General features: G+C 70.4%; 21 protein-coding genes, 1 rRNA gene and 2 pseudogenes. 18 read left to right on the top strand and 6 right to left on the bottom strand.

Annotation, left to right across the window (positions count from 1 at the left end):
- Window positions 1-165: 165 nt before the first annotated feature.
- The 9 genes and pseudogenes from rrf to ACWDZ7_RS02495 all read left to right on the top strand — a co-directional run bounded on the left by rrf (window position 166) and on the right by ACWDZ7_RS02495 (window position 6642).
- Window positions 166-282, top strand: a 5S ribosomal RNA gene (gene rrf / locus ACWDZ7_RS02535).
- Window positions 283-369: 87 nt separating this feature from the next.
- Window positions 370-850, top strand: a pseudogene (locus ACWDZ7_RS02530) (HAD family hydrolase).
- A 118-nt stretch (window positions 851-968) separates the two neighbouring features.
- Window positions 969-1507, top strand: a pseudogene (locus tag ACWDZ7_RS02525) (hypothetical protein); the annotation flags it as partial.
- On the top strand, window positions 1458-2633 hold the full coding sequence (locus ACWDZ7_RS02520) for an acetoin utilization protein AcuC (protein ID WP_451794126.1): 1176 nt from the start codon (window positions 1458-1460) through the stop codon (window positions 2631-2633). The pseudogene ACWDZ7_RS02525 and the gene ACWDZ7_RS02520, both read left to right, overlap by 50 nt.
- Before the next feature lie 138 nt (window positions 2634-2771).
- Window positions 2772-3587, top strand: a complete 816-nt coding sequence (locus tag ACWDZ7_RS02515) for a phosphatase (protein ID WP_451794125.1) — start codon at window positions 2772-2774, stop codon at window positions 3585-3587.
- Window positions 3588-3719: 132 nt separating this feature from the next.
- Window positions 3720-3929: a helix-turn-helix domain-containing protein gene (locus ACWDZ7_RS02510; protein ID WP_451794124.1), complete on the top strand. Its 210-nt coding sequence runs from the start codon at window positions 3720-3722 to the stop codon at window positions 3927-3929.
- A 160-nt stretch (window positions 3930-4089) separates the two neighbouring features.
- Window positions 4090-4188 (top strand): 30S ribosomal protein bS22, encoded by a 99-nt coding sequence (locus tag ACWDZ7_RS02505; RefSeq protein ID WP_003948845.1) that lies wholly within the window; start codon window positions 4090-4092, stop codon window positions 4186-4188.
- A 277-nt stretch (window positions 4189-4465) separates the two neighbouring features.
- A complete protein-coding gene (locus ACWDZ7_RS02500) occupies window positions 4466-5515 on the top strand; it encodes an NAD-dependent epimerase/dehydratase family protein (RefSeq protein ID WP_451519928.1) in 1050 nt (349 codons plus the stop codon).
- A 14-nt stretch (window positions 5516-5529) separates the two neighbouring features.
- Window positions 5530-6642: a lysophospholipid acyltransferase family protein gene (locus ACWDZ7_RS02495; protein ID WP_451794123.1), complete on the top strand. Its 1113-nt coding sequence runs from the start codon at window positions 5530-5532 to the stop codon at window positions 6640-6642.
- A 30-nt stretch (window positions 6643-6672) separates the two neighbouring features.
- Here the strand turns inward: ACWDZ7_RS02495 and ACWDZ7_RS02490 are convergent, their stop codons facing one another.
- The 3 genes from ACWDZ7_RS02490 to ACWDZ7_RS02480 all read right to left on the bottom strand — a co-directional run bounded on the left by ACWDZ7_RS02490 (window position 6673) and on the right by ACWDZ7_RS02480 (window position 10294).
- A complete protein-coding gene (locus ACWDZ7_RS02490) occupies window positions 6673-7953 on the bottom strand; it encodes a DUF5667 domain-containing protein (protein WP_451794122.1) in 1281 nt (426 codons plus the stop codon).
- A 290-nt stretch (window positions 7954-8243) separates the two neighbouring features.
- Complete coding sequence (locus tag ACWDZ7_RS02485; protein ID WP_451515214.1) at window positions 8244-9044, bottom strand: ECF subfamily RNA polymerase sigma factor, BldN family; 801 nt, start codon at window positions 9042-9044, stop codon at window positions 8244-8246.
- A gap of 305 nt (window positions 9045-9349) precedes the next feature.
- Entirely contained in the window at window positions 9350-10294 is a 945-nt protein-coding gene (locus ACWDZ7_RS02480) for an HAD family hydrolase (RefSeq protein ID WP_451515213.1), read from the bottom strand.
- A 118-nt stretch (window positions 10295-10412) separates the two neighbouring features.
- Here ACWDZ7_RS02480 and ACWDZ7_RS02475 point away from each other — a divergent pair, with 118 nt between their 5' ends.
- The 7 genes from ACWDZ7_RS02475 (at window position 10413) to ACWDZ7_RS02445 (ending at window position 18234) form a co-directional block, all read left to right on the top strand.
- On the top strand, window positions 10413-10691 hold the full coding sequence (locus ACWDZ7_RS02475; RefSeq protein ID WP_451794121.1) for a glutaredoxin family protein: 279 nt from the start codon (window positions 10413-10415) through the stop codon (window positions 10689-10691).
- 306 nt (window positions 10692-10997) lie between these two features.
- Window positions 10998-11753, top strand: a complete 756-nt coding sequence (locus ACWDZ7_RS02470; RefSeq protein WP_125514322.1) for a redox-sensing transcriptional repressor Rex — start codon at window positions 10998-11000, stop codon at window positions 11751-11753.
- Window positions 11750-13435: a glutamyl-tRNA reductase gene (locus ACWDZ7_RS02465; protein WP_451794120.1), complete on the top strand. Its 1686-nt coding sequence runs from the start codon at window positions 11750-11752 to the stop codon at window positions 13433-13435. The genes ACWDZ7_RS02470 and ACWDZ7_RS02465 overlap by 4 nt, the downstream gene beginning before the upstream one ends.
- On the top strand, window positions 13432-14430 hold the full coding sequence (gene hemC, locus ACWDZ7_RS02460; protein ID WP_451794119.1) for a hydroxymethylbilane synthase: 999 nt from the start codon (window positions 13432-13434) through the stop codon (window positions 14428-14430). Before ACWDZ7_RS02465 ends, hemC begins: the two co-directional genes overlap by 4 nt.
- A complete protein-coding gene (locus ACWDZ7_RS02455) occupies window positions 14427-16085 on the top strand; it encodes a uroporphyrinogen-III synthase (protein ID WP_451794118.1) in 1659 nt (552 codons plus the stop codon). The genes hemC and ACWDZ7_RS02455 overlap by 4 nt, the downstream gene beginning before the upstream one ends.
- 81 nt (window positions 16086-16166) lie before the next feature.
- Window positions 16167-17156, top strand: coding sequence for a porphobilinogen synthase (hemB, locus tag ACWDZ7_RS02450; RefSeq protein ID WP_451794117.1), 990 nt, complete (start codon window positions 16167-16169; stop codon window positions 17154-17156).
- Window positions 17157-17235: 79 nt separating this feature from the next.
- Window positions 17236-18234: a zinc-binding dehydrogenase gene (locus ACWDZ7_RS02445; protein ID WP_451794116.1), complete on the top strand. Its 999-nt coding sequence runs from the start codon at window positions 17236-17238 to the stop codon at window positions 18232-18234.
- Here the strand turns inward: ACWDZ7_RS02445 and ACWDZ7_RS02440 are convergent.
- The 3 genes from ACWDZ7_RS02440 to ACWDZ7_RS02430 form a co-directional block, all read right to left on the bottom strand.
- Complete coding sequence (locus tag ACWDZ7_RS02440) at window positions 18221-19099, bottom strand: NAD(P)-dependent oxidoreductase (protein WP_451794115.1); 879 nt, start codon at window positions 19097-19099, stop codon at window positions 18221-18223. The two genes, ACWDZ7_RS02445 and ACWDZ7_RS02440, sit on opposite strands and share 14 nt — an antisense overlap.
- 82 nt (window positions 19100-19181) lie before the next feature.
- The gene (locus ACWDZ7_RS02435; protein ID WP_451794114.1) at window positions 19182-19442 is read right to left on the bottom strand and encodes a DUF397 domain-containing protein; all 261 of its coding nucleotides are present in this window, start codon (window positions 19440-19442) and stop codon (window positions 19182-19184) included.
- Window positions 19439-20263, bottom strand: coding sequence for a helix-turn-helix domain-containing protein (locus ACWDZ7_RS02430; protein WP_451794112.1), 825 nt, complete (start codon window positions 20261-20263; stop codon window positions 19439-19441). The genes ACWDZ7_RS02435 and ACWDZ7_RS02430 overlap by 4 nt, the downstream gene beginning before the upstream one ends.
- Before the next feature lie 182 nt (window positions 20264-20445).
- On the opposite strand from ACWDZ7_RS02430, the gene ACWDZ7_RS02425 reads away from it, so the two are divergent.
- Entirely contained in the window at window positions 20446-21729 is a 1284-nt protein-coding gene (locus tag ACWDZ7_RS02425) for a helix-turn-helix domain-containing protein (RefSeq protein WP_451794111.1), read from the top strand.
- Between the two features lie 106 nt (window positions 21730-21835).
- The gene (locus ACWDZ7_RS02420; RefSeq protein ID WP_451794110.1) at window positions 21836-23044 is read left to right on the top strand and encodes an aminotransferase-like domain-containing protein; all 1209 of its coding nucleotides are present in this window, start codon (window positions 21836-21838) and stop codon (window positions 23042-23044) included.
- The last annotated feature ends 4 nt before the right edge of the window (window positions 23045-23048 follow it).

Raw genomic sequence — 23048 nt, 5'->3', positions numbered from 1 at the left:
GTTGATAGGCCAGATCTGGAAGCCCGGTAACGGGTGGAGGTGACTGGTACTAATAGGCCGAGGGCTTGTCCTCAGTTGCTCGCGTCCACTGTGTTGGTTCTGAAACCACGAACAACCCCATGCCCGGGGCCACCGGGTGTGGTGCGGTTGACAGTTTCATAGTGTTTCGGTGGTCATAGCATGAGGGAAACGCCCGGTTACATTCCGAACCCGGAAGCTAAGCCTCATAGCGCCGATGGTACTGCAGGGGGGACCCTGTGGGAGAGTAGGACGCCGCCGAACTAATTGTAGAGAAAACCCCCGCACCATTCGGTGCGGGGGTTTTCTGCGTTCCGGGGGAATTGCGGGCACAGCGCTTAGGGTCGAGACATGCGTTACGACCTGGTCATCTTCGACAACGACGGCGTCCTCGTGGACAGTGAGCCGATCTCCAATACGATCCTCGCCGGCTATCTGGCTGAAGCCTGTGGACGGGGCCCTGGACGTGTTGGAGAAGCTCGCCGGGGACGAGGCCGCCTACTGTCTGGCCTCTTCCGGGAGTCATGAGCGGATTCGGGTCGGGCATCGGAAGGCCGGGCTCGACAAGTGGTTCGACGAGGGGCGGATCTTCAGTTCGCAGGATGTGGGGCGGGGAAAGCCGGCGCCCGATCTCTTTCTGTACGCGGCCGAGCGGATGGGGGTGGCGCCCGAGAAGTGCGTGGTCGTGGAGGACAGTCCGCTGGGGGTGCGGGCGGCGGTGGCTGCCGGGATGGATGTGTATGGCTTCACCGCCATGACGCCCGCCGAGCGGCTCGTCGGGGCCACTGAACTCTTCGGGGATCTACGGGAGTTGACTCGGCTGCTGGCATGACCGTGGCCGGAGGGTGAGACCGCCCTCGCCGCTGACGTACGCAAGGCCCGCGTCGAGTCGCTGAAGCCGCTCGTGATGGATGCGCTGCTGCCGACCGCCTCGTATTACCTGTTCAGTATTGGTCAAGCGGGTGCCGCCCAGTGGGGTGTTGAGGTGGTCGCAGCCGGTTGTGCTGCTGTCGCTGCTCGGGATCGGTGCCGGTGACGCGATGTGGCAGGCGGCCGTGGCACTGGGGGCGTCGGGAGCCGGTGGTACGACGATGCGCGGGCGCAGGGGGAAGGAGACGGGGACGGGGATGGGGCTCGCGGGGCTGCCGGGAAGGGTGGGGGCGTCGCCTTCAAGCTGCTGCTTCCGCTCTGCCTGGTGATGACCTTCGCGTACATCGGGGACTCGACCGTCTCCAACTGGAGTGCCAAGTACGCGCAGGACGTGCTGGGCGGTTCGGAGGAGGCGTCGACCGTTCCGTACAACGTCTACATGGTCATGACGTTCGTGGGGAGTGGGCTCGGGGATCTGGGCGTGCGGCGGTTCGGGGCCGTGGCGGCGGTGCGGGGCGGGTCGGTGGCCCGTTCCTTCGCCCCCGGGACGGACCGATACGGTGACGGGCATGAGCGGCCGCGCACAGCTGATGTGGGACGAGGCAGTAACGGGCTATGACTTCGGCCCGGGTCACCCCATGGACCCGGTCAGGCTCGGACTGACCCGAAGTCTGGTCGGTGCCTTCGGGCTCGACCAGGAGCTGGACGTGGTCGCGGCCAAGCGTGCCGGTGACTCGACGCTGCGCCTCGTGCACCGCGAGGACTATGTGGCGGCGGTCAAGGCGGCCTCCGTGGACCCCGCGTCCGCGCGCGGGGAGTACGGCCTCGGCACGGAGGACGACCCGGCGTTCGCTGGGATGCACGAGGTGTCGGCGCTGATCGCCGGGCAGTCCGTGGGGGCCGCCGAGGCGGTGTGGCGCGGCGAGGCGCTGCACGCGGTGAACTTCGCGGGCGGGCTGCACCACGCCATGCCCGGGGGCGCCTCGGGCTTCTGCATCTACAACGACGCGGCGCTGGCGATCGCGCGGCTCCTCGAACTGGGCGCCGAGCGAGTCGCGTATGTGGATGTCGACGTGCATCACGGGGACGGGGTGCAGGCCGCGTTCTGGGAGGACCCGCGGGTCCTGACGATCTCGCTGCACGAGCATCCCCGGACGCTCTTTCCGCAGACCGGGTGGCCTGAGGAGACGGGCGCGGCGGGGGTGGCCGAGGGGTCTGCCGTTAATGTGGCGCTGCCGGCGGGGACCGGGGACGCCGGGTGGGTTCGGGCGTTTCACTCCGTGGTGCCCGAGCTGCTCGCGGAGTTCCGGCCGCAGGTGGTCGTGACGCAGCACGGGGCCGACACACACTTCGAGGATCCCCTCGCGCACCTCGCCGTCTCGCTGGACGCCCAGCGGGCGGTGCAGGTCGCCTGCCATGAGCTGGCCCATGAGTACGCCGACGGGCGGTGGGTCGCTCTGGGGGGCGGGGGATATGCCGTGGTGGACGTGGTGCCGCGCTCCTGGACGCATCTCGTCGCTGTCGCCGCGGGGCGGCCGGTCGAGCCCACGGCGGCGGTTCCGGAGGCTTGGCGGCAGGAGGTGTTCGCGCGTACGCGGCAGTTGGCGCCGGGGCGGATGACGGATGGGCGGTGGCCCGTGGACTGGAAGGGGTGGGAGTCGGGGTACGACCCCGCCGATCGGCTTGACCAGGCTGTGCTCGCGGCTCGGCGGGCCGCGTTCCCCTTGCGGGGGCTGTTGGCGTAGGGCATTTTGCTGGAGGGCTGGAGGGCTGGAGGGCTGGAGGGACTGGATAGGCGCCCGCATTGTGCCCCTGTTAGCCCAAGTGTGGGGGTTTTCCGGGGTTTTGAGGTCCCGTAGCCGCCGATGCGTCAGCATCGGACCGTGTTGACCACCGGCGCCCTGCGTGCGCATCTGTTGGCGGCTCGGCTGGCCGGGCCCGTGGCCACCTCTCGGGAAGAGAGTCTGCGGAGTTACCGGCTCTTCGCCGCCCGCGATCCCCGGGTGCTGCTCGGGTTGGATCCCGAGTGGCGCTGGGGGGCCGCGGACCTTCTGCGGCTGATGGCCGACAAGTGCGGGGTGTCCGCCGATCCGCGGCACACCTCGGGGGCCGACGTCATCGATCCGGAGCGTACGTTGAGGGCGCTCGACGCCTTCGCGGAGCGGCTCTCGCAGGCGGCGCGGAGGCGTCTTCCCGTACTCTTCGGGACCGGCCATCCGCACCGATTGCTGGGGTTCTACGCCGCCTTGGCGGACGCTCTGTCGGCGGCCGGATGCACCGTCCTCACCCCCGCGCAGGGCAACAGTGTCGACATAACGACCCGGTTCGGCCTACGCACGTACAACCTTGACTACGTACAAGGCGTCGCGCTGGTGCGCGAACCCGGCGCGCGTCCCACCGGGAGTGAGACCGGCGCACACACCCACTCACCGCTCCCGGTTCGGGCTGTTCTGGATGCCGCGGCACAGGTCGGCGGACCGCTTCCCGAGCTGGTCATCGGAGACCACGGATGGGTCTGCGGAGCAGGTCAGCTGGGGTTTGAGGCGATCGGTCTGGCGGATACGGATGATCCCGCGCTGTTCGTCGGAGAGGCCGAGGGGCAGGTGTCCGTCGTCGTTCCGCTTGATGACGCTGTGCGGTCTGATTACTACCGACCGCTTACTCGCTATGTACTCAATCGAGCGTGTCTGTCACAGTAGGCGGCCGATGGCTGCTCCTCTTCCCCACTCGCATCATCCGCCCCTAGTCTGGGGAGTGAGCGCGCAGCGACGAAGAGTCACCGGAAGGGGAAGCCGGTGCCCGTCATGTGCGGAAGGTTCAGGTGGGGTGTCATGGCTGAGAACCAGAGGCCGCTGAACGAGGTTCAGTTCCTGACCGTGGCGGAAGTCGCTGCGGTGATGCGAGTGTCCAAGATGACCGTGTACCGCTTGGTGCACAGCGGTCATCTGCCCGCCATTCGGGTCGGAAGGTCCTTCCGGGTTCCGGAGCAGGCGGTTCACGAGTACCTCCGCGAGTCCTATGTGGGGGTCGAGGCAGGCTGAGCGCGGGGGCCTTCGGGCCCCTTGTCGCAGGGCCCGCGCCAGGGCTCGTTGCCCCTCGATTACGTCCCTCACGCGGAGACGGGTAGGCTAGGCCGACGTAGGTCGTGTGGGCCCAGTCTGCTGCCCCGCACCGAGTGAAGAGAAGTGAGCGAGGGTAGTCGTGGGCTCTGTTATCAAGAAGCGGCGTAAGCGGATGGCCAAGAAGAAGCACCGCAAGCTGCTGAAGCGCACTCGCGTTCAGCGTCGCAACAAGAAGTAGGCGGTCGCTGCACAGCGTGTTCCGAAGCCCTTCCACCATCCGGTGGGAGGGCTTCGGCATGTTTGGGGCCCCCACGCGCGGTACTTGGGAGTCGGTGCGGTACGTCGGAACCGGCGCGGTACTTGAGCACCGGGCACTTGGTCCATACGTACGTCTGTGTCCGTCGTCACTTCCCGCAGCGCGCGGTCATCACAGCGCAACACCGACCCGCTAGCGTGGGCCACGACACAGTCGATGACGGTGTGCGGCGAGGGTTGGGGAAAGGCAGGCGCTGATCTTGGGCAAGGTCGTGCTCGTGACCGGAGTGGCCCGGCAGCTGGGCGGACGGTTCGTCCGGCGTGTCCAGCGCGATCCCGAGGTCGACCGGGTGATCGCCGTCGACGCGATCCCGCCCGAGCACCATCTGGGCGGCGCCGACTTCGTCCAGGCCGACATCCGGCAGCCCGCGATCGCCAAGGTGCTCGCCGAGTACGGCGTGGACACGGTCGTCCACATGGACGTCACGGCGACCGCGCTCGGCCGGGGCAGCCGCGGCTCGGTCAAGGAGACCAACGTCATCGGCACCATGCAGCTGCTCGGCGCCTGCCAGAAGTCGTCGACGGTGAAGCGGCTCGTGGTGAAGTCCAGTACGAGCGTGTACGGCTCCGCGCCCAGGGACCCCGCGGTCTTCACCGAGACCACGCCGCCCAAATCGCTGCCCAGCGGTGGCTTCGCCAAGGACACCGTCGAGGTCGAGGGCTATGTGCGGGGCTTCGCGCGGCGCCGACCGGACGTGGCGGTGTGCGTGCTGCGCTTCGCGAACATCCTGGGGCCCGCGGCGGAGTCCCCGCTCGCCGAGTACTTCTCGCTGCCGGTTCTGCCGACCGTGTTCGGCTACGACCCGCGCCTGCAGTTCGTCCATGAGGACGACGCGGTCGAGGTGCTGCGCCTGAGCGCGCACGACCCGCCGCGCGGGACGCTCAACAGCGGCACGTTCAACATCGCGGGCGACGGCCAGCTGCTGCTCTCGCAGTGCTCACGGCGGCTGGGCAGGCCCACCGTCCCGGTGCTCCTGCCGGCCGTCACCTGGGTCGGTTCGGCGCTGCGCACGCTCGGCATGACCGATTTCTCGCCGGAGCAGATCCGCCTGCTCACGCACGGCAGGATCGTGGCCACCCGGCAGATGCGCGAGACACTGGGCTTCAGGCCGAAGTACACGACCGCGGAGACCTTCGCGGACTTCGTACGCAGCCGGGGTCCTGGACTGCTGCCGCCAAGTGCCCTCGCGGGGGCAGTGGACCGGATCGCCGCGCTGCCCATCGCGGGTGGCAACCGAAGCGCCAACTGAGGAGAGCGTCAACGATGGCGGACGCCAAGGTCATTCCGTTCGACGACGACCGGTCGCGCGGGGGTGCGCAGCGCGCGCCGCGCCGCAGGCCAGTGCCCCGGCGCACGGGTGATCCCGTGGCCGTGAGCGAGGTCAAGGCGCTGCCGGGCCAGCAGGACGGCCCGCAGGACGGCCCGCGGGGCGGCGCACAGGACGGTCCGCGAGGCGGACAGTCGGCCGGTCGGCCGGGCGAGGAGCCGCGGGTGGGGCGCGCCGAGCCCCGCGAGAGGGCACCGCGGCCGCGGGACAGCGGCTGGGACCGGCGCATCGCGGGCGGCCTGGCGTTCCTGCGGCGCCGGCTCACCGGGGAGTACGAGGTCGACGACTTCGGTTACGACGAGGAGCTGACCGACCAGGTCCTGATGTCGCTGCTCCGCCCCTTCTACGAGAAGTACTTCCGGGTGGAGGTGAAGGGCGTCGAGAACATCCCCGCGGACGGCGGGGCGCTAATCGTCGCCAACCACTCGGGGACGCTGCCGCTGGACGGCCTGATGATGCAGGTCGCGGTGCACGACAACCACCCGCGGGGCCGGCATGTGCGGCTGCTCGCCGCCGACCTGGTCTTCATGCTGCCGGTCATCAACGAACTGGCCCGCAAGGCAGGGCACACCCTGGCGTGCGCGGAGGACGCGGAGCGGCTCCTTGGGCGGGGCGAGCTGGTCGGGGTGATGCCGGAGGGCTTCAAGGGCATCGGGAAGCCGTTCAGCGAGCGCTACAAGCTGCAGCGGTTCGGCCGCGGCGGCTTCGTCTCGACGGCGCTGCGGACGGGCTCTCCGATCGTGCCGTGCTCGATCGTCGGGGCGGAGGAGATCTACCCGATGATCGGCAACGCCAAGACGCTGGCGCGGGTCCTCGGCATCCCGTACTTCCCGATCACGCCTACGTTCCCCTGGCTCGGGCCGTTGGGCGCGGTGCCGCTGCCGACGAAGTGGACGATCCAGTTCGGTGAGCCGATCCCGACGGACGGCTATCCGCCTGAGGCGGCGGAGGATCCGATGCTGATGTTCAACCTGACGGACCAGGTGCGTGAGCAGATCCAGCATTCGCTGTACAAGCTGCTGGTGCAGCGGCGGTCCGTGTTCTTCTGACCGCCGCCGCACCGCGCGTGCTGACGAGGATTACTTGACGTCCTCCTCGTCGATGCCGAGCTCCGGGAGCAGGCCGGGCAGGAGCGGCGGCAGGGTGACGTCCGGCTTGGCCGAGGGGCGGTCCTTGCCGGGCTTGTTCCTGCCCTCCGACGGGGGTGGTGACGTCTTCTCGTCCGGCGGGTCGAGGAGGTCGCCCACGCTGCCGCCGAGGACGTCCTCGCCCGGGCTGTGCGGTGTGGAGGGTCTGGGCTCGCGGTCGCCGCGCGGGTCGCCGCCGCGTCCGCTGCCGCTGTCGCTGCCCGAGGGGGCGGAGGGACGCCCGTCCGTGCCGTAGGAGCCGGGGGGGCTCTGCGGGGTCCGGCCGGTCGTGCCGCCCTTCTCGGGGGCGCGGGGCAGCAGGGAGCGCAGCGGCTCGACCTCTTCGTCTATGGCGTCGAAGACGGAGTCCACCTGCTGGCCCATGTCGCCCAGCTGGACCGGCAGGCGGCCCTGGAGGTCACTCCATGCCTCGCGGTGCGACCGGGAGAACGCGGACAGCGCCTGGATGGGGCCGAGCGAGCCGTCGCGCTCGTACGCCTCCAGGAGCAGGCGGTGGCCTTCCGTGGCGTCGTGCCGCATACCGGAGAGGGCGCGTCTGACCTCGCCGACCGACTCGTGGTCGAGGGGGCCGGAGCGGTCGCGCTCCATGAGTCTGCGGGCTTCGCTCAGCCGGGTGGAGGCCTGGTCGAGGTAGATCCGGCCGCGGTCGGCGTCGCCGTCGGCCATGCCCAGCTTGAAGTCCTCCATGCCGCGCTTGAGGCCGTACAGCGAGTCGCCCGGCAGGGCGTCCGAGCTGGCGGCGGCGACTCCGCCGAAGGCGCCCGCCGCGACGCCGACGGTGAGGCCGCCCGCCGCGATGCCCTTGGACAGGCGCGAGCGTGGCCGCAGCTTGCGCAGCGGACCCGCTCGGTGGGCGCCCTTTCGGGAGCGCTGTTCGGGCACCGGGGCACTGCCGCGGCCCTCCAGGAGCATGGCTTCCATCGCGGCCACGAGCTGGGCGCGCTGGACGACCTTGACCTCGGGGTCGAGGGCGGGTTTGGGCAGCGCGTCGAGACCTTGGACCAGGGTCCGCATGCGGTCCCGCTCGGTCGGTTCGGCGCGTGCCGCGGTGGTTTCGGGGGACTCCACGGACGCGGTCGCGGGCGCGGTTGCGGCCGCGGACGTGGACGCGGAGTCCTCGGACTGCTCGGCCGCCGGGTCCTGGGCGGAATGCTCCTCCAGGGCCTGGGCGAAGGCGTTCGCCCGCCGGTGGGCCGATACGTTCGCGATCACTGGCGGCACCTCCTCTCGTCATGACGGTCGACTCCCCAGGGGGTCCTGAGGGTTGCCTGGCCTGAACGCTTCCACACGATCGAGTGAGCGTATGGGTTTCCCTCCACTCATCAGGAGTCGGGGGAACGGTCAGGTGGCGACCACAGGGAGCCTGCATCCCGCACAACGAGCGTCGCGGCACTTGGGTTACGGACGGAGGATGATCGGACCACGAAGAATCGGCGAGGGGCCGTGGCGGCCATCTGGCCGCCACGGACGGTGAGTTGGGCGCTGCCCGGGACTACGGGCGGTTAGCGCGCGTCGTCCGGGAGGAGGCGGGCGAGGGTGCGCACCGCGCGGTACTGGAGGGTTTTGATCGCGCCTTCGTTCTTGCCCATGACGCGTGCGGTCTCGGCGACGGAGAGGCCCTGGAGGAACCGCAGGGTCACGCACTCCTGCTGCTGGGGGTTGAGGCGGCGGACGGCTTCGAGCAGTGCCGCGTTCGAGAGGGACTCCAGGACGGAGTCCTCGGGGCTGCGCTCGACCTCGTTGGCGTCGAGCATTTCGCCGGTGGTCACTTCGAGGCGGAAACGGCTCGATTTGAAGTGATCGGCGACGAGGTTGCGGGCGATCGTGACCAGCCAGGCGCCGAAGTCGCGGCCCTGCCAGGTGAAGGTGCCGATGCGGCGGAGGGCGCGCAGAAAGGTCTCACTGGTGAGGTCCTCGGCGGTCGCCTTGCCGCCGACGCGGTAGTAGATGTAGCGGTAGACCGTGTCGCTGTACTGGTCGTAGAGGCGGCCGAAGGCGTCGGCCTCGCCGGCCTGGGCGCGCTCGACCAGGTCCATCATGCGGGCGCTGTCGCTGTCCGCGGCGGGGCGGCGGGGGGTGGGCGTTGACGTTGAGGTGGCGGCAGCGGCGCCGGAGCGGGCCCGTCTGCTGACCGCCGCACCGCCGTCCGCCAGGGCATAGCACGGCCCGGCGGGTGCCGGGACGGCGAAGGCGGGGACGGCGGGGACGGCGTACGCGGTGGGGACGAAGCCGCGCAAGCGGTCGAGGACCGTTGCGCGCAGCGTAGCCAGGCCCGAGGCGTCAACCCCGACGTGTGGGTACACGGGACTCCCAGAGGCAGAGCTTCCATCACGTGCAGTACGGAACCATTCACTCGTCGTAGCGACGTGTGGGGTCCGTTATGCGTCTGAGGAGAATAACGCTTCGTACAGGCAGCGCTACACCCAGTTGCTCAAATCACCGATTACGTCGCTTCTGTAACCGTTCGGAGCCGTTTCAAGTACCAGAGAGTGAGCGCTTGTTGATCGGAATGGTTCACATTCCGTCGTCGCGGGGGGCGTGTTGTGGCCGAGTTCAACCAACCGGACTGGCCCGGGGCAGGGCGGGGTAGGAGCGGCGGAATGCCGGGTCAGTGGCGGCGGCGGTGCAGGGCGATCGCCGCGGCGGTGCCGCCCGCGAGCGCGCCGACACCGGCCGCGGCGGGGATGCCGACCTTCGCGGCCTTGCGGCCGGTGCGGTAGTCGCGCAGCCGCCAGTCCCGCTCGCGGGCGTGCTTGCGCAGCTTGGCGTCGGGGTTGATCGCGTACGGATGTCCGACGAGCGAGAGCATCGGGATGTCGTTGTGCGAGTCGCTGTACGCGGCGCAGCGGGCCAGGTCCAGGCGCTCGGCGGCGGCCAGGGCGCGGACGGCCTCGGCCTTGGCGGGGCCGTGCAGGGGCTCGCCGACGAGCTTGCCGGTGTAGACGCCGCCGATGGACTCGGCGACGGTGCCGAGGGCGCCGGTCAGGCCGAGGCGGCGGGCGATGACCGTGGCGATCTCCACCGGGGCCGCGGTGACCAGCCAGACCTTCTGGCCGGCGTCGAGGTGGGCCTGGGCGAGGGCGCGGGTGCCGGGCCAGATGCGCTCGGCCATGTACTCGTCGTAGATCTCCTCGCCGATGGTCATCAGCTCGGCGACGCGGTGGCCCTTGACGATGGACAGCGCGCTGTCGCGGGCGTCCTGCATGTGCTCGGGGTCCTCGACGCCCGCGAGCCTGAACCACGCCTGCTGCCAGGCGAACCGGACCAGCTCCTGGCGCTCGAAGAACTTCCGTTTGTACAGGCCGCGGCCGAAGTGGAAGATCGCGGCGCCCTGCATCACGGTGTTGTCGAGGTCGAAGAAGGCGGCGGCCTCGACGTCGCCGACGACGGGGAACGCCGGTTCTCCCGGCGCCTCGTCGGGCGCGGTCCGTCCGGCGAGCTCCTCCAGCTCCTGGGAGGACTTGCGGGCGGCCTCGGCCGAGGCCTCGCCTGCCAACACGCTCCGCGCCGTGGCGGAGCGCCTACGGCGGGTGAGCCATCCGAGAGCGGCCATGTCGTGAGCATAGCTAGTTCGTTCGGTGGTTCTGGAGGCGGTGGGATGCGGCCCTGTGAACTCTGCGCGACCGGCCCGTTAAACCGGCCCGGTGGACGGCGCGGGCGAGAATGGGGGCATGAGCCCGATTTTTCGTCGTACGGAGAAGAAGAAGCCCGCGGAGCGCACGGTGACCCTGATCGGGAAACCGGGGTGTCATCTGTGTGATGACGCACAGTCGGTGATCGAGAAGGTCTGCGCGGAGACGGGGGCCTCGTGGGAGAAGAAGGACATCACCGAGGACCAGGAGCTGCACCGGGCCTACTGGGAGCAGATCCCGGTGGTCCTGGTGGACGGGGAGCAGCACACCTTCTGGCGGGTCGACGAGGAGCGGCTGCGGCGCGAGCTGGTCGGCTGACGGCCGAAAGCTACTGACCGGGTAGTCCAAAGTTCCCGTGAGGCCGGTTACGCTTTGGGGCGGTTTTGGTCTCGGGGGCGATGATCGTGAGGAGAGTGTGCGGTTTTGCCCCCATCAGGTGAGCAACGAACCCGTCCGTGCGCCGGTTCCACGATCGTGCGCCGGGCGCGCGTGACCCCGGTCACGTTGGCCGGGCAAAACGGACACAATCTTTGTGCACGCGTTCACAAAGACATAGCCTGCATTCGACGGGGCGGTCCGGGGACGTGTGACCGCCTGCAGCCCCGCTCTACCCGCAGGAGCACCGTGGCAACTGGCCGAACTCACCGACCGGCGACCCGCAGCCGAGGGATTCCCGAGGCCACCGTCGCCAGGCTTCCGCTGTACCTCCGAGCCCTCACCGCACTGTCGGAGCGCTCGGTGCCCACGGTCTCCTCCGAGGAGCTCGCGGCCGCCGCGGGGGTCAACTCCGCGAAGCTGCGCAAGGACTTCTCCTACCTCGGTTCGTACGGGACGCGCGGCGTCGGCTATGACGTCGAGTATCTCGTCTACCAGATCTCCCGGGAACTGGGTCTGACCCAGGACTGGCCGGTTGTCATCGTCGGCATCGGCAACCTCGGCGCCGCCCTGGCCAACTACGGCGGGTTCGCCTCGCGTGGTTTCCGTGTCGCGGCACTGATCGACGCCGATCCGGCAATGGCCGGAAAGCCCGTCGCAGGGATGCCCGTGCAGCACACCGACGAGCTTGAGAAGATCATCGAGGACAACGGCGTCTCGATCGGCGTCATCGCCACCCCGGCCGGCGCCGCCCAGCAGGTCTGCGAGCGGCTCGTCGCCGCCGGTGTGACCTCCATCCTGAACTTCGCGCCGACCGTGCTCTCGGTGCCGGACGGCGTCGACGTACGCAAGGTCGACCTCTCCATCGAGCTGCAGATCCTCGCCTTCCACGAGCAGCGCAAGGCCGGCGAGGAGGCCGCCGCCGACGGCGTCGTGCCGCCCGTCGCCGCCAAGCCGCACCGCAAGGGACCTGACGGGGACGTCCCCGCCGTGATGCCGGCATGAGTCTCCTGGTCGTAGGGCTGAGCCATCGCAGCGCTCCGGTGAGCGTCCTGGAGCGGGCCGCGCTGCCCGCGGACACGCAGGCCAAGCTGTTGCAGGACACGCTGGCCGCCGAGCCCGCCACCGAGGCGGCCGTGCTCGCCACGTGCAACCGCATCGAGCTGTACGCGGACGTCGACAAGTTCCACGCGGGCGTCGCCGAGCTGTCGACGCTGCTCGCGCAGCACAGCGGTGTGGGCCTGGAAGAGCTGACCCCTTATCTGTACGTCCACTACGAGGACCGCGCCGTCCACCACCTCTTCTCGGTGGCGTGCGGGCTCGACTCGATGGTCGTCGGCGAGGGGCAGATCCTCGGGCAGATCAAGGACGCCCTCGCGCGTGCGCAGGAGCTGCACACCGCGGGCCGCCTCCTCAACGACCTGTTCCAGCAGGCCCTGCGGGTCGGCAAGCGCGCGCACTCCGAGACCGGCATCGACCGGGCCGGGCAGTCGCTCGTCACCTTCGGCCTGGAACAGCTCGCCGTGCGCAAGTCGGTCGAGACCTGGGCCAAGGGCAAGCGTGCCGTGGTGATCGGCGCGGGCTCCATGTCCTCGCTCGCCGCGGCGACGCTCGCGCGCGCCGGGGTCGAGGAGATCGTGGTCGCCAACCGCACGCTGGAGCGCGCCGAGCGGCTCGCCGCCATCCTGGGCGAGCAGGGCGGCACGGGCGTGAGCGCCCGCGCCGTCCCGATGGACCAGGTGGCCCAAGAACTGACACGTGCCGATGTGGCGGTGTCCTGCACCGGAGCGACCGGTCTGGTGCTGACGGCCGCCGCCGTCACGGCCGCCGTGGAGGGGCGCGTCCCCGCGGGCAGCGTGGCCGCTGACGTACCGGCGCAGGCCAGGAGCGGTCCGGTCGGACAGCCGACCGTCGCCGACGACGGCTGCCCCGTGGACCTCTCCGCGCCGCGCGGCTTCTCCGTCGCCGGTGAGGCCGCCGTCGCCGGGATGGACGCCGCGTCCCTGGAGCAGCACGCCGCCTGGGTGGACAACGCCCCGGCCGAGCGGCGCGAGGCCGACCCGCGGGCCGAGGCCGACGCCATCGCCGCACTGGTGGCCGCCGCGCGCGTCACGGGACGGCTGCCGGAGCGGCGCAGGCCCATGTCGTCGGCGAGCGCGGCCCGCCCGGCCGTGCTGGCCCTGCTCGACCTGGCCATGCCCCGCGACATCGACGCCGCCGTGCACCGCATCCCGGGCGTACGGCTGGTCGACATCGAGTCGCTGGCCGACGCCTCCGCCGACGCGCCCATGGCCGCCGACGTCGAGCAGGTGCGCGGCATCGTCTCCGACGAGGTCGCCGCCTTCGGTGCCGCGCAGCGGGCCGCGCACATCACGCCGACCGTGGTCGCCCTGCGCACCATGGCCGCCGATGTCGTGGCCAGTGAGATCGCGCGGCTCGACGGACGGCTGCCCGGCCTGGAGGACAAGCAACGCGCGGAGATCACGCAGACCGTGCGCCGTGTCGTCGACAAGCTGCTGCACGCGCCGACGGTGCGGGTCAAGCAGCTGGCCGGCGAGCCGGGCGGCGCCGGATACGCGGACGCGCTGCGCACGCTCTTCGACCTCGACCCGCAGACGGTCGCGGCGGTCAGCAGGGCTGACCACCTGAACAACGAGAACGACGACCCGAATAGAGGCCGGGCATGACCGAGAGGGCTTATCGGCTCGGGACCAGGCGCAGCAAGCTGGCCATGGCCCAGTCGGGCCAGGTGGCCGAGGCGGTACGGCGGTTGACCGGCCGCCCCGTCGAGCTCGTGGAGATCACGACGTACGGGGATGTCTCGCGCGAGCACCTGGCGCAGATCGGCGGCACCGGCGTCTTCGTCGCCGCCCTGCGCGAGGCGCTGGTCCGCGGTGAGGTCGACTTCGCCGTGCACTCGCTCAAGGACCTGCCCACCGCGCAGCCCGAGGAGCTTCTCCTCGCCGCTGTGCCGGAGCGCGAGGACCCCCGCGACGTCCTGGTCGCGCGCGACGGGCTGACCTTCGCCGAGCTTCCCGAGGGGGCTCGCGTGGGCACCGGCTCGCCGCGCCGCATGGCGCAGCTGAACGCCTACGCGCGCAGCCACGGCATGACCATCGAGACCGTGCCGATCCGCGGGAACATCGACACCCGCGTCGGATACGTACACAAGGGGGAGCTCGACGCCGTCGTGCTCGCCGCCGCCGGACTGAGCCGTATCGGCCGGACCGACGAGGTGACCGACTTCCTGTCGGTCGACACTGTTCTGCCCGCCCCCGGCCAGGGGGCACTGGCGATCGAGTGTGCCGCGCACAACGCGTCACTCGCCGCCGCGCTCGCCGAGCTCGACGACCCGTACACCCGGGTCGCCGTGACCGCCGAGCGGTCCCTGCTCGCCGCCTTGGAGGCCGGTTGCAGCGCACCCGTGGGAGCGCTGGCCGACCTTCCCCGGACTCTCGATTCCGTTCGAGCAGGGGAGACCCCTTTGGCCGACGCGCAGATTGTCAAGGAAATGCGCCTGCGTGGCGTCGTCGGTACGACCGACGGCTCTACGTTGGTGCAGCTGTCCACCACCGGTCCCGTGCCCGAGACGGAGACCCAAGCCATGGCGCTGGGCCGCGAACTCGCGGTCGAGATGCTCGCCAAGGGCGCGGCCGGTCTGATGGGGGAGCGAGCACTTTGAGCCCCACCTCGAACCTTTCCGGCATTCCCGCACACGGGCACGTCACCTTCCTCGGTGCCGGACCCGGAGATCCGGGACTGCTGACCCTGCGCGCCGTCGAGGCGCTGGCCCGAGCGGATGTGCTGATCGCCGAGCCGGATGTACTCGACGTCGTCCGTGTGCACGCCAAGGGAGGTGTGGACACACCCCTGCCGACGAATGCTGACGACACGTCAGCAACCGCGGACACGGCGACGATCCGAGTCGCCACCAATCTTGTCATGGAGGCCGCGAGGGGCGGCAAGCGGGTCGTGCGTGCGGTCAGCGGCGACCCCGGCCTCGATGCGTACGCGGCCGAGGAGATGCTCGCCTGCGCCGCCGAGGGCGTCTCCTTCGAGGTCGTGCCGGGCATCGCGGCCGCGGTCGGTGTGCCCGCGTACGCCGGTGTGCCGCTGCGGGACGCGCAGGGCACCGACGTCCGTTTCGTCGACGCCCGTACGGCGTCCGACCGCTGCTGGAGCGAGGTCGGCGCGTCCGACGGGACCGCGGTGGTCACCACGTCGCTCGACTCCGTCGCGGCGGCCGCGGGCGAGCTGGTGGCCGCGGGCCGCAAGCCCGACACCCCGATGACCGTGACCATCGGTGGTACGACGACGCGCCAGCGCACCTGGAACGCGACGCTCGGCACCATCGCGCAGGTCCTCAAGCAGGCGAAGGTGCTGCCCTCGCCCGAGGGGGGCCGGCCCGTCATAGCCGTCGTCGGCGAGCGCTCCGCCGCCGCTCAGCGCGACCAGCTGTCGTGGTTCGAGTCGAAGCCGCTCTTCGGCTGGCGCGTGCTCGTACCGCGTACGAAGGAGCAGGCGGCGTCGCTCTCCGACCAGCTGCGGTCCTACGGCGCGGTGCCGCACGAGGTGCCGACCATTGCGGTCGAGCCGCCGCGCACGCCCCAGCAGATGGAACGCGCGGTCAAGGGCCTGGTCACCGGGCGGTACGAGTGGATCGCCTTCACGTCCGTCAACGCCGTCAAGGCGGTGCGGGAGAAGTTCGAGGAGTACGGGCTCGACGCGCGTGCCTTCGCCGGGATCAAGGTCGCGGCCGTCGGTGAGCAGACCGCCGCCGCGCTGATCGCCTTCGGCGTCAAGCCGGACCTGGTGCCGAGCGGTGAGCAGTCGGCCGCCGGTCTCCTGGAGGACTGGCCGCCGTACGACCCGGTCTTCGACCCGATCGACCGCGTCTTCCTGCCGCGGGCCGACATCGCCACGGAGACGCTGGTCGCGGGCCTGATCGACCTGGGCTGGGAGGTGGACGACGTCACGGCCTACCGGACCGTGCGCGCCTCGCCGCCGCCGGCCGACACGCGGGAGGCCATCAAGGGCGGCGGTTTCGACGCTGTGCTCTTCACGTCCTCCTCGACCGTGCGCAACCTCGTCGGCATCGCCGGCAAGCCGCACAACGTGACCGTCATCGCCTGTATCGGCCCGGCCACCGCGAAGACCGCGGAGGAGCACGGGCTGCGGGTGGACGTGATGGCTCCGGAGCCGTCGGTCCACCAGCTGGCGCAGGCGCTGGCCGACTTCGGTTCGCAGCGGCGGGCCGCGGCGCTGGACGCCGGGGACCCGGTGACGCGGCCGAGTGAACGACGACCCGGTTCGCGTCGGCGGCGCACCGCGCCGTAGGTTCGGTGGGCGGGCACCCGGGGCGTGTCGCGCCCCGGGTGCCCGCCCACAACAGCAGCAGCACGAATCCAGGTGAAGCCAGTGACGAAGTACGGATCTTTCCCCGGAGCGCGGCCGCGACGGCTGCGCACGACCGTGGCCATGCGGCGCATGGTCGCCGAGACGCGGCTGCATCCGGCCGATCTGATCCTCCCCGCGTTCGTGCGCGAGGGGATCAGCGCCCCGGTGGAGATCGGGTCCATGCCCGGCGTCTTCCAGCACACCCGCGACACGCTGAAGAAGGCGGCCGTCGATGCGGTGGAGGCCGGGGTCTCCGGGATCATGCTCTTCGGGGTGCCGGAGGAGTCCAAGAAGGACGCCGCGGGGACGGTGGGCACCGACCCGGACGGCATCCTCCAGCTCGCTCTGCGGGATGTGCGGTCCGAGGTCGGCGACGACCTCATCGTCATGTCGGACCTGTGTCTCGACGAGTTCACCGACCACGGGCACTGCGGTGTGCTGGACGACCAGGGGCGCGTCGACAACGACGCGACGCTGGAGCGGTACGCCGAGATGGCCCAGGTCCAGGCCGACGCGGGCGCCCATGTGGTGGGCCCGAGCGGCATGATGGACGGTCAGGTCGGTGTCGTCCGCGACGCGTTGGACCAGGTGGGCCACGAGGACGTGTCGATCCTCGCGTACACCGTGAAGTACTCGTCCGCCTTCTTCGGCCCCTTCCGCGAGGCCGTGGGCTCGTCCCTGAAGGGCGACCGCAAGACGTACCAGCAGGACCCGGCCAACTCCCGGGAGTCGCTGCGGGAGTTGGCGCTCGACCTCGACGAGGGCGCCGACATGGTGATGGTCAAGCCGGCCGGTCCCTACCTCGACATCCTCGCGAAGGTCGCCGAGTCGGTCGACGTGCCGGTGGCGGCGTACCAGATCAGTGGCGAGTACGCGATGATCGAGGCCGCCGCCGAGCGGGGCTGGATCGACCGGGACAAGGCGATCATGGAGTCGCTCACGGGTATCAAGCGCGCGGGCGCGAACATGATCCTCACGTACTGGGCCACTGAGGTGGCGCGACAGCTCTAGCCCCTTGACCTGAAGTTCGGTTGAGGTCGCAGAGTGGTGTGCAGAGGGGCCCAGACAGGGCCCGTCCGAGGAGGACGAGATGCACGCCGTTGTTCTGCATGAGTTCGGGCCCGCCGAGAACCTGAAGTACGAGACCTGGCCGGACCCCGTCGCGGGCCCCGGCCAGGTGCGGATCGCGGTGCGGGCGGCCGGGGCGCACTTCGTCGAGACCGTGATGCGGGCGGGGGATGCCTCGGACAAGGCGCCGCCGCTGCCGGAGCTGCCGTCCGTCTTCGGCGGCGAGGTAGCGGGCGTCGTCGACGCGGTCGGCCCCGGCGTCGACTCCTCCTGGCTCGGCCGGTCCGTCGTGACCTCGCACGGGTCGCCCGGCGGGTACGCCGAGCTGGCGGTCGCCGCCGTCGACGAGCTGCACGCGGTGCCGGACGGGCTCGGCTTCGAGGACGCGGTGACCATGGTGATGACCGGGGCGACCACGATGGGACTCCTCGGAGTCGCCCGACTCCGGTCCGACGACGTGGTGTTGGTGACGTCCGCCGCCGGGGGAGTGGGGCGGCTCGTCGTGCAGTACGCGCACGCCCTCGGGGCGACGGTCGTCGGGGCGGCGGGTGGCCCCGACAAGGTCGAGGCGGTGCGGGCGCTCGGCGCCGATGTCGCCGTGGACTACAACGTGCCCGGGTGGGCCCACACCGTCCGCGAACGGCTCGGGGGTCGTCCGGTCACCGCCGTCCTGGACGGCGTCGGGGGCGAGAAGGCCGCCGCCGCCTTCGAGTTGATCGGGGAGGGCGGACGGTACGTCGTCATCGGCTGGGCCTCACAGGAGGCCTTCGAGCCGACGCCGGAGGTCCTTGCCGATTGGGGCATCTCGTACGTCAATGCCCTGATGGAGCTGATCGGGCACCCCGAGGACGGTCCCGCGCGCGAGCGGGAGGCCCTGGAGGCGGCAGCAAAGGGGGAGTTGGTGCCCTCCTGGCAGGCGTTCCCGCTGGCGGACGCGGCGCGGGCGCATGCGGCGATGGAGCGGCGGGAGACCACCGGGAAGGTGGTCCTCGTACCCGGGGCGGTGCCTAGTCCTTCTTGATCAGCGTGACGAGGCGGGAGAGGCCGTCGGCCGCGTACCCCTCGTCGATCGAGCGGTCCAGGAGGGTCTGGAGCGGCTCGAACAGGCCGCTGCTCAGGCCCTGTTGTGCGAAGGCGTCCAGGAAGTTGGGCAGCGCGGCCTGGTTGATCGCCAGGGACGACACGTCCGTGAGGTGCTGCCCGGAGTCCAGCGCCTCGGCCATGCCGGGCACGAGGCCGTCCGTCATCGCGTTGACCCAGTCCTTGAGCAGCGGCGCGAACTCGCGGGCCGGTACGCCGCCGCTGCCGATCAGGGCGTATGCCTGGACGACGCCCATCACCATGCCGTACATCCCGGTGAGCAGCGACAGGTCGTACAGCGCGGCGGCGCCCGGGTCCTTGCCGACCCACTTGGTCTCCGCGAGCGCCGCCAGCGTCGGGCGGTGCGTCTCGTACGCCTCTTCGTCGGTGCCGCTGTAGAGGATGTAAGCGCCGGGCGTGGCGATCATCTGCGGGACGGCCATGATGCCGCCGTCGATGTACGTGACGCCGCGCGAGGCCGCCCAGTCCGCCAACTCCCTCGCCTGGGCCGGGGTCCCGTTGGTGAGGTTCACGACGGTCCGCCCGGCGAGGGCGTCGGCCTCCGCCTCCAGCAGGCCGCGTACGTTGTCGTTGGTCGTGAGGCAGACGATGACGAGGGGACTGGCCTCGATGGCCTCCGTCGCCGTCCCGGCCGGGGCCGCACCCTGGGCGACGAGCGGGCCCGTCTTACTGGCGGTGCGGTTCCAGACGGTGGTCCGGTGCCCCGCCTTGATCAGCGCGGAGGCGAGGGCACTGCCCATCAGGCCGAGGCCGAGGACGGACACGGGGGCGTTGCTGCTGGGCACGGGGGGCTCCTTCAGAGGCGTTGCTTTCCGGTGATGCCTCTGATCTTCGCGGGGCCCTTCCGTGTGGACAAGTACCGACTAATTAGTGGGTACTTACCAAAAGGTCAGTGGAGGTGCCGGTGAGGAACGAGGTCCATGCGGCGGGGGCGACCGTGAGGGTCGGGCCGGTGAGGTTCTTGGAGTCGCGGATGTGGATGGCGGCGGGGTGGGCGGCGAATTCGAGGCATTGGCCGCCCTGTTCACTGCTGTAGCTGGACTTCCGCCAGTTGTAGGCGACTTCCAGGCACTGGCCGCCTTCGCTGCCGCTGTAGGTCGACTTGAACCACGTGAGTGCGGTGCTCATTGCTCTCCTAGCAGACGGTCCAACAGGCCCTTGGTCTCCTGGGGGTTGAGGGCCTGTGTCCGCAGCATCGCATATTTGCGTTCCAGCAGGGACACCTCGTCCGGGTCGGCGATCAGTTGGCTTCCTCGCTGGGCCTCGATGTAGGCGATGTGCTGATGGTCGGGAGTCTCCAGCAGAGTGAAGGGGCCGTCGAGTCCGGCGTGCACGTCGCGGCCGATCGGCATGATCTGGAGAGTTACCCCGTGAAGATCCGCTGCCTCCCGCAGACGGCGTAGCTGCTCGTAATACGCCTCGTCGCCCCCGAGGCGGTCCATCACCGTCACCTCCGAGATGATGAAGCTGATCGTTGGCGGATCCTTCCGATGCAGGATCTTTTGACGTTCCATGCGGGCGGTTACACGTAGCGCGATCTCGTCCTCGGCGAGAGCTGGAACCTTGCTGAGGAAGACAGCGTGGGCGTACGGATCCGTCTGGAGCAAGCCGGGCAGCACTTGGTTGTCGTACCAAGACAGCGCGATCGCCTCACGCTCCAGGTCCATGTATTCGTCCGCCCACCTCGGGAACAGGTCGACCTCCGGCATGTTCTCCAAGCCAGCGGTCAACACGCCCCTGGCATCGAGGATTTCCTCCAGTGCGATGGCCAGGTCCTCCTTCAGCGGCCGTCGTCCCTGTTCGATGGACGCGATCGTCTCGTCGTCGACGACAAGACGTGCGGCAAGCTGGCGCTGGGTGAAGCCCGCCGCACGGCGCAACGCCCCGATCTGGGCGCCCAGCATCTTCATCGCGGAGGCGTTCTTCCTGCGGCGGTTACTGAGTGACATGGCGGCCAACTCCCCCTGTGTGGCGGTGGTTGCACTCGTGCCGACCCGTACAGATTCAGTCCACGGGTGTGCGTACGGCTACATGATGAGTACGTAGCGTCACTGGTGTCCCGTGAATCGGGGAACCGGTGGGGCGTGCTTGGATGGCTACGGTTTGGGTGGCGGAACGGGGGAGGACGGCAATGGATTCGCTCGCGGAGCTGCTGCGGGAGCTCAAGGAGCGGTCGGGGCTCAGCTACGGGGTGCTGGCCAAGCGGCTCCACATGAGTACGTCCACCCTGCACCGGTACTGCAACGGTGACGCCGTGCCCGTGGACTACGCGCCTGTCGAGCGGTTCGCCCGCCTCTGCAAGGCTTCTCCTGAGGAGCTGGTGGAGATCCATCGGCGGTGGATTCTGGCGGATGCGGCGCGCGGGCGTAAGGGGGAGCCTGAGCCCGCGATACCCGCTTCTGAGGAGGCGGAACCTGAGCCGGAACCGGAACCGGTGCCGGAGGCCGGCGGGGCGTCCAAGCGGCGACGGCGCCAGGCGCTCGCCCTCGGTGCCGCCGTCGCCGTCGTCGTCGGTGTCGGATCCGTCGCTCTCGCGCTCAACGGGCGTGATGATGGCGGAAGTAAGCGGGATGCGGGGGCCGCCGCGTCCGTCAGCTCCAGTGGTTCCCCGGGTGACCCGTCCGGGAAGGGCGGGCGAGGCAAGGACACCGGCACCGCCGATGACCGTGAAGGGAAGAAGGGCAAGCCCTCCGACCCCGACGCCGACTCCGACTCGCCCTCACGGAAGGCGGGTCCGCGGCCCGAGGCGTCCCAGGGCGGGGGCGGTCGCAAGGGGCCCGCGGCGGCCGGGGAGGGGAGAAGTGAGGATCTCGGCGTGCCGATTGCGGCGCGTACCAGGCCGTACGTCTATGAGAGCCCCTGTAGCCAGCATTTCCTGGTCAACCGGAAGCCCAACCAGGTGCCGCAGCCGCCGTCCGTCGAGCAGGACGCACCGGGGTGGGCCGCCGATCTCGGCGCGGTCTCGGCCGGGGAGCAGCTCATCGAGGTCACCGTGCAGGGGATGGGCAAGGACACCGTCGTGCTTCAGGGGATGAGCGTCCGGGTGCAGAGCACCAGTTCGCCGCTGGCCTGGAACGACTTCCAGATGGGGGTCGGCTGCGGCGGCAACGTCTCCACCAAGTCGTTCGGCGTCGACCTCGACGACGGGACGCCGCGCCTGACGCCCAAGGCGGGGCAGCGCGACTTCCCGTACAAGGTGAGCGAGAGCGACCCCGAGGTCTTCTACGTCAAGGCGAACACCGAGGCGCATGACGTCCGTTGGTACTTGGAGCTGGAGTGGTCCAGCGGTAAGCGGCACAGCGTGCTCCGCATCGATGATCAGGGCAAGCCGTTCCGGACCAGCGGCAATGAGGGGCGGCCCACGTATGGGTGGCCGCTCGGGGGCTCGAAGTGGGACGCGCCGCTCGACAGTTGAGGGCGGAGACGGACGGTGTACGTCCGTATCCCGGAATGGCGGGTGTAGGCGGCACGTACGTGCTTAGGGTGCGGGCAGAGTAGTCCGATCCGAAGGAGTCGCCGCCGTGACCGTCACCGAGCCAGCCCGTACCGCCGCCCCTCTGCCGCCGCTCGCCGCGCGCGCCGCCGCGGTCGGAGGCTCGCCGGTACGGGACATCCTCGCGGTCACCGCGCGGCCCGAGGTCATCAACTTCGCGGGCGGGCTGCCCGCCCCCGGCCTCTTCGACAGCGAGGGCATCGCCGCCGCCTTCCGCGCGGTGCTGGAGGAGGTGCCCGAGCGGGCGCTCCAGTACTCGACGACGGAGGGCGAGCCCGTACTGCGTACCGCCATCGCCGCACGCACCACCGCGCGCGGCCTCGCGACCGACGCGGACGACGTGCTGATCACCACGGGATCGCAGCAGGCGCTGTCGCTGCTCGCGACCGCGCTGATCGAGCCCGGCGACACCATCCTCGTCGAGAACCCCTGCTATCTGGCGGCGCTCCAAGCCTTCGCCTTCGCGGGCGCGCGCGTGGTGCCCGTGCCGTGCGACGAGTCGGGCATCGACCCCGCCGCCCTCGACGAACTCGTCGCCCTGCACAGCCCCAAGCTGCTCTACACCGTCCCCACCTTCCAGAACCCGACCGGCCGCACCCTGCCCGCCGAGCGGCGTGCCCGGATCGCCGAGATCGCCGGGCGGCGCGGCCTGTGGATCGTGGAGGACGACCCGTACGGTGAGCTGCGCTTCGAGGGCGAGCGGGCGCCGTGGATCGCCACGTACCCGGGGGCCGAGGACCGTACGGTCCTGCTCGGCAGCTTCTCCAAGGTCATGGCACCGGGGCTGCGGCTGGGCTGGCTGCGGGGGCCCGGGGCGCTCCTTCGCGCGTGTGCCGTCGCCAAGCAGGCGGCGGATCTGCATACGCCCACCGTCAACCAGCTCGCCGCGGCGCGGTACTTGGCCGACCGTGACCTCGACGCGCACGTCGCGCGGGTCGCGGGCGCCTACCGTGAGCGCAGGGACGCGATGCTCGCGGGACTCGCGGACGCGCTGCCGGAGGGGTCGAGCTGGATCCGGCCCGAGGGCGGGATGTTCGTGTGGGCGAAGCTGCCCGACGGGTACGACACGGCGGAATTGCTGCGGGTCGTCGTCACGCATGACGTGGCGTACGTGCCGGGAGCGCCGTTCTTCGCCGGGGAACCCGACAGGGCCACGCTGCGGATGTGCTTTGTGACGCAGGCCCCCGACGAGATCGTCGAGGGCCTGCGGAGGCTCAGGGGCGCGCTTGTGCGGTGAGAGC

This window comes from Streptomyces sp. NPDC003032, assembly GCF_053591415.1.
The sequence above is the reverse complement of the archived record's forward strand: the minus strand, read 5'-3'. Positions and strand labels throughout refer to the sequence as shown.

Coding starts and splice junctions, on each gene's coding strand:
- ACWDZ7_RS02520 (WP_451794126.1), top strand. CDS start 1,458: ATGAGCGGCCGCGCACAGCTGATGTGGGACGAGGCAGTAACGGGCTAT.
- ACWDZ7_RS02510 (WP_451794124.1), top strand. CDS start 3,720: ATGGCTGAGAACCAGAGGCCGCTGAACGAGGTTCAGTTCCTGACCGTG.
- ACWDZ7_RS02495 (WP_451794123.1), top strand. CDS start 5,530: ATGGCGGACGCCAAGGTCATTCCGTTCGACGACGACCGGTCGCGCGGG.
- ACWDZ7_RS02480 (WP_451515213.1), bottom strand. CDS start 10,294: ATGGCCGCTCTCGGATGGCTCACCCGCCGTAGGCGCTCCGCCACGGCG.
- ACWDZ7_RS02475 (WP_451794121.1), top strand. CDS start 10,413: ATGAGCCCGATTTTTCGTCGTACGGAGAAGAAGAAGCCCGCGGAGCGC.
- ACWDZ7_RS02465 (WP_451794120.1), top strand. CDS start 11,750: ATGAGTCTCCTGGTCGTAGGGCTGAGCCATCGCAGCGCTCCGGTGAGC.
- hemC (WP_451794119.1), top strand. CDS start 13,432: ATGACCGAGAGGGCTTATCGGCTCGGGACCAGGCGCAGCAAGCTGGCC.
- ACWDZ7_RS02445 (WP_451794116.1), top strand. CDS start 17,236: ATGCACGCCGTTGTTCTGCATGAGTTCGGGCCCGCCGAGAACCTGAAG.
- ACWDZ7_RS02435 (WP_451794114.1), bottom strand. CDS start 19,442: ATGAGCACCGCACTCACGTGGTTCAAGTCGACCTACAGCGGCAGCGAA.
- ACWDZ7_RS02430 (WP_451794112.1), bottom strand. CDS start 20,263: ATGTCACTCAGTAACCGCCGCAGGAAGAACGCCTCCGCGATGAAGATG.
- ACWDZ7_RS02425 (WP_451794111.1), top strand. CDS start 20,446: ATGGATTCGCTCGCGGAGCTGCTGCGGGAGCTCAAGGAGCGGTCGGGG.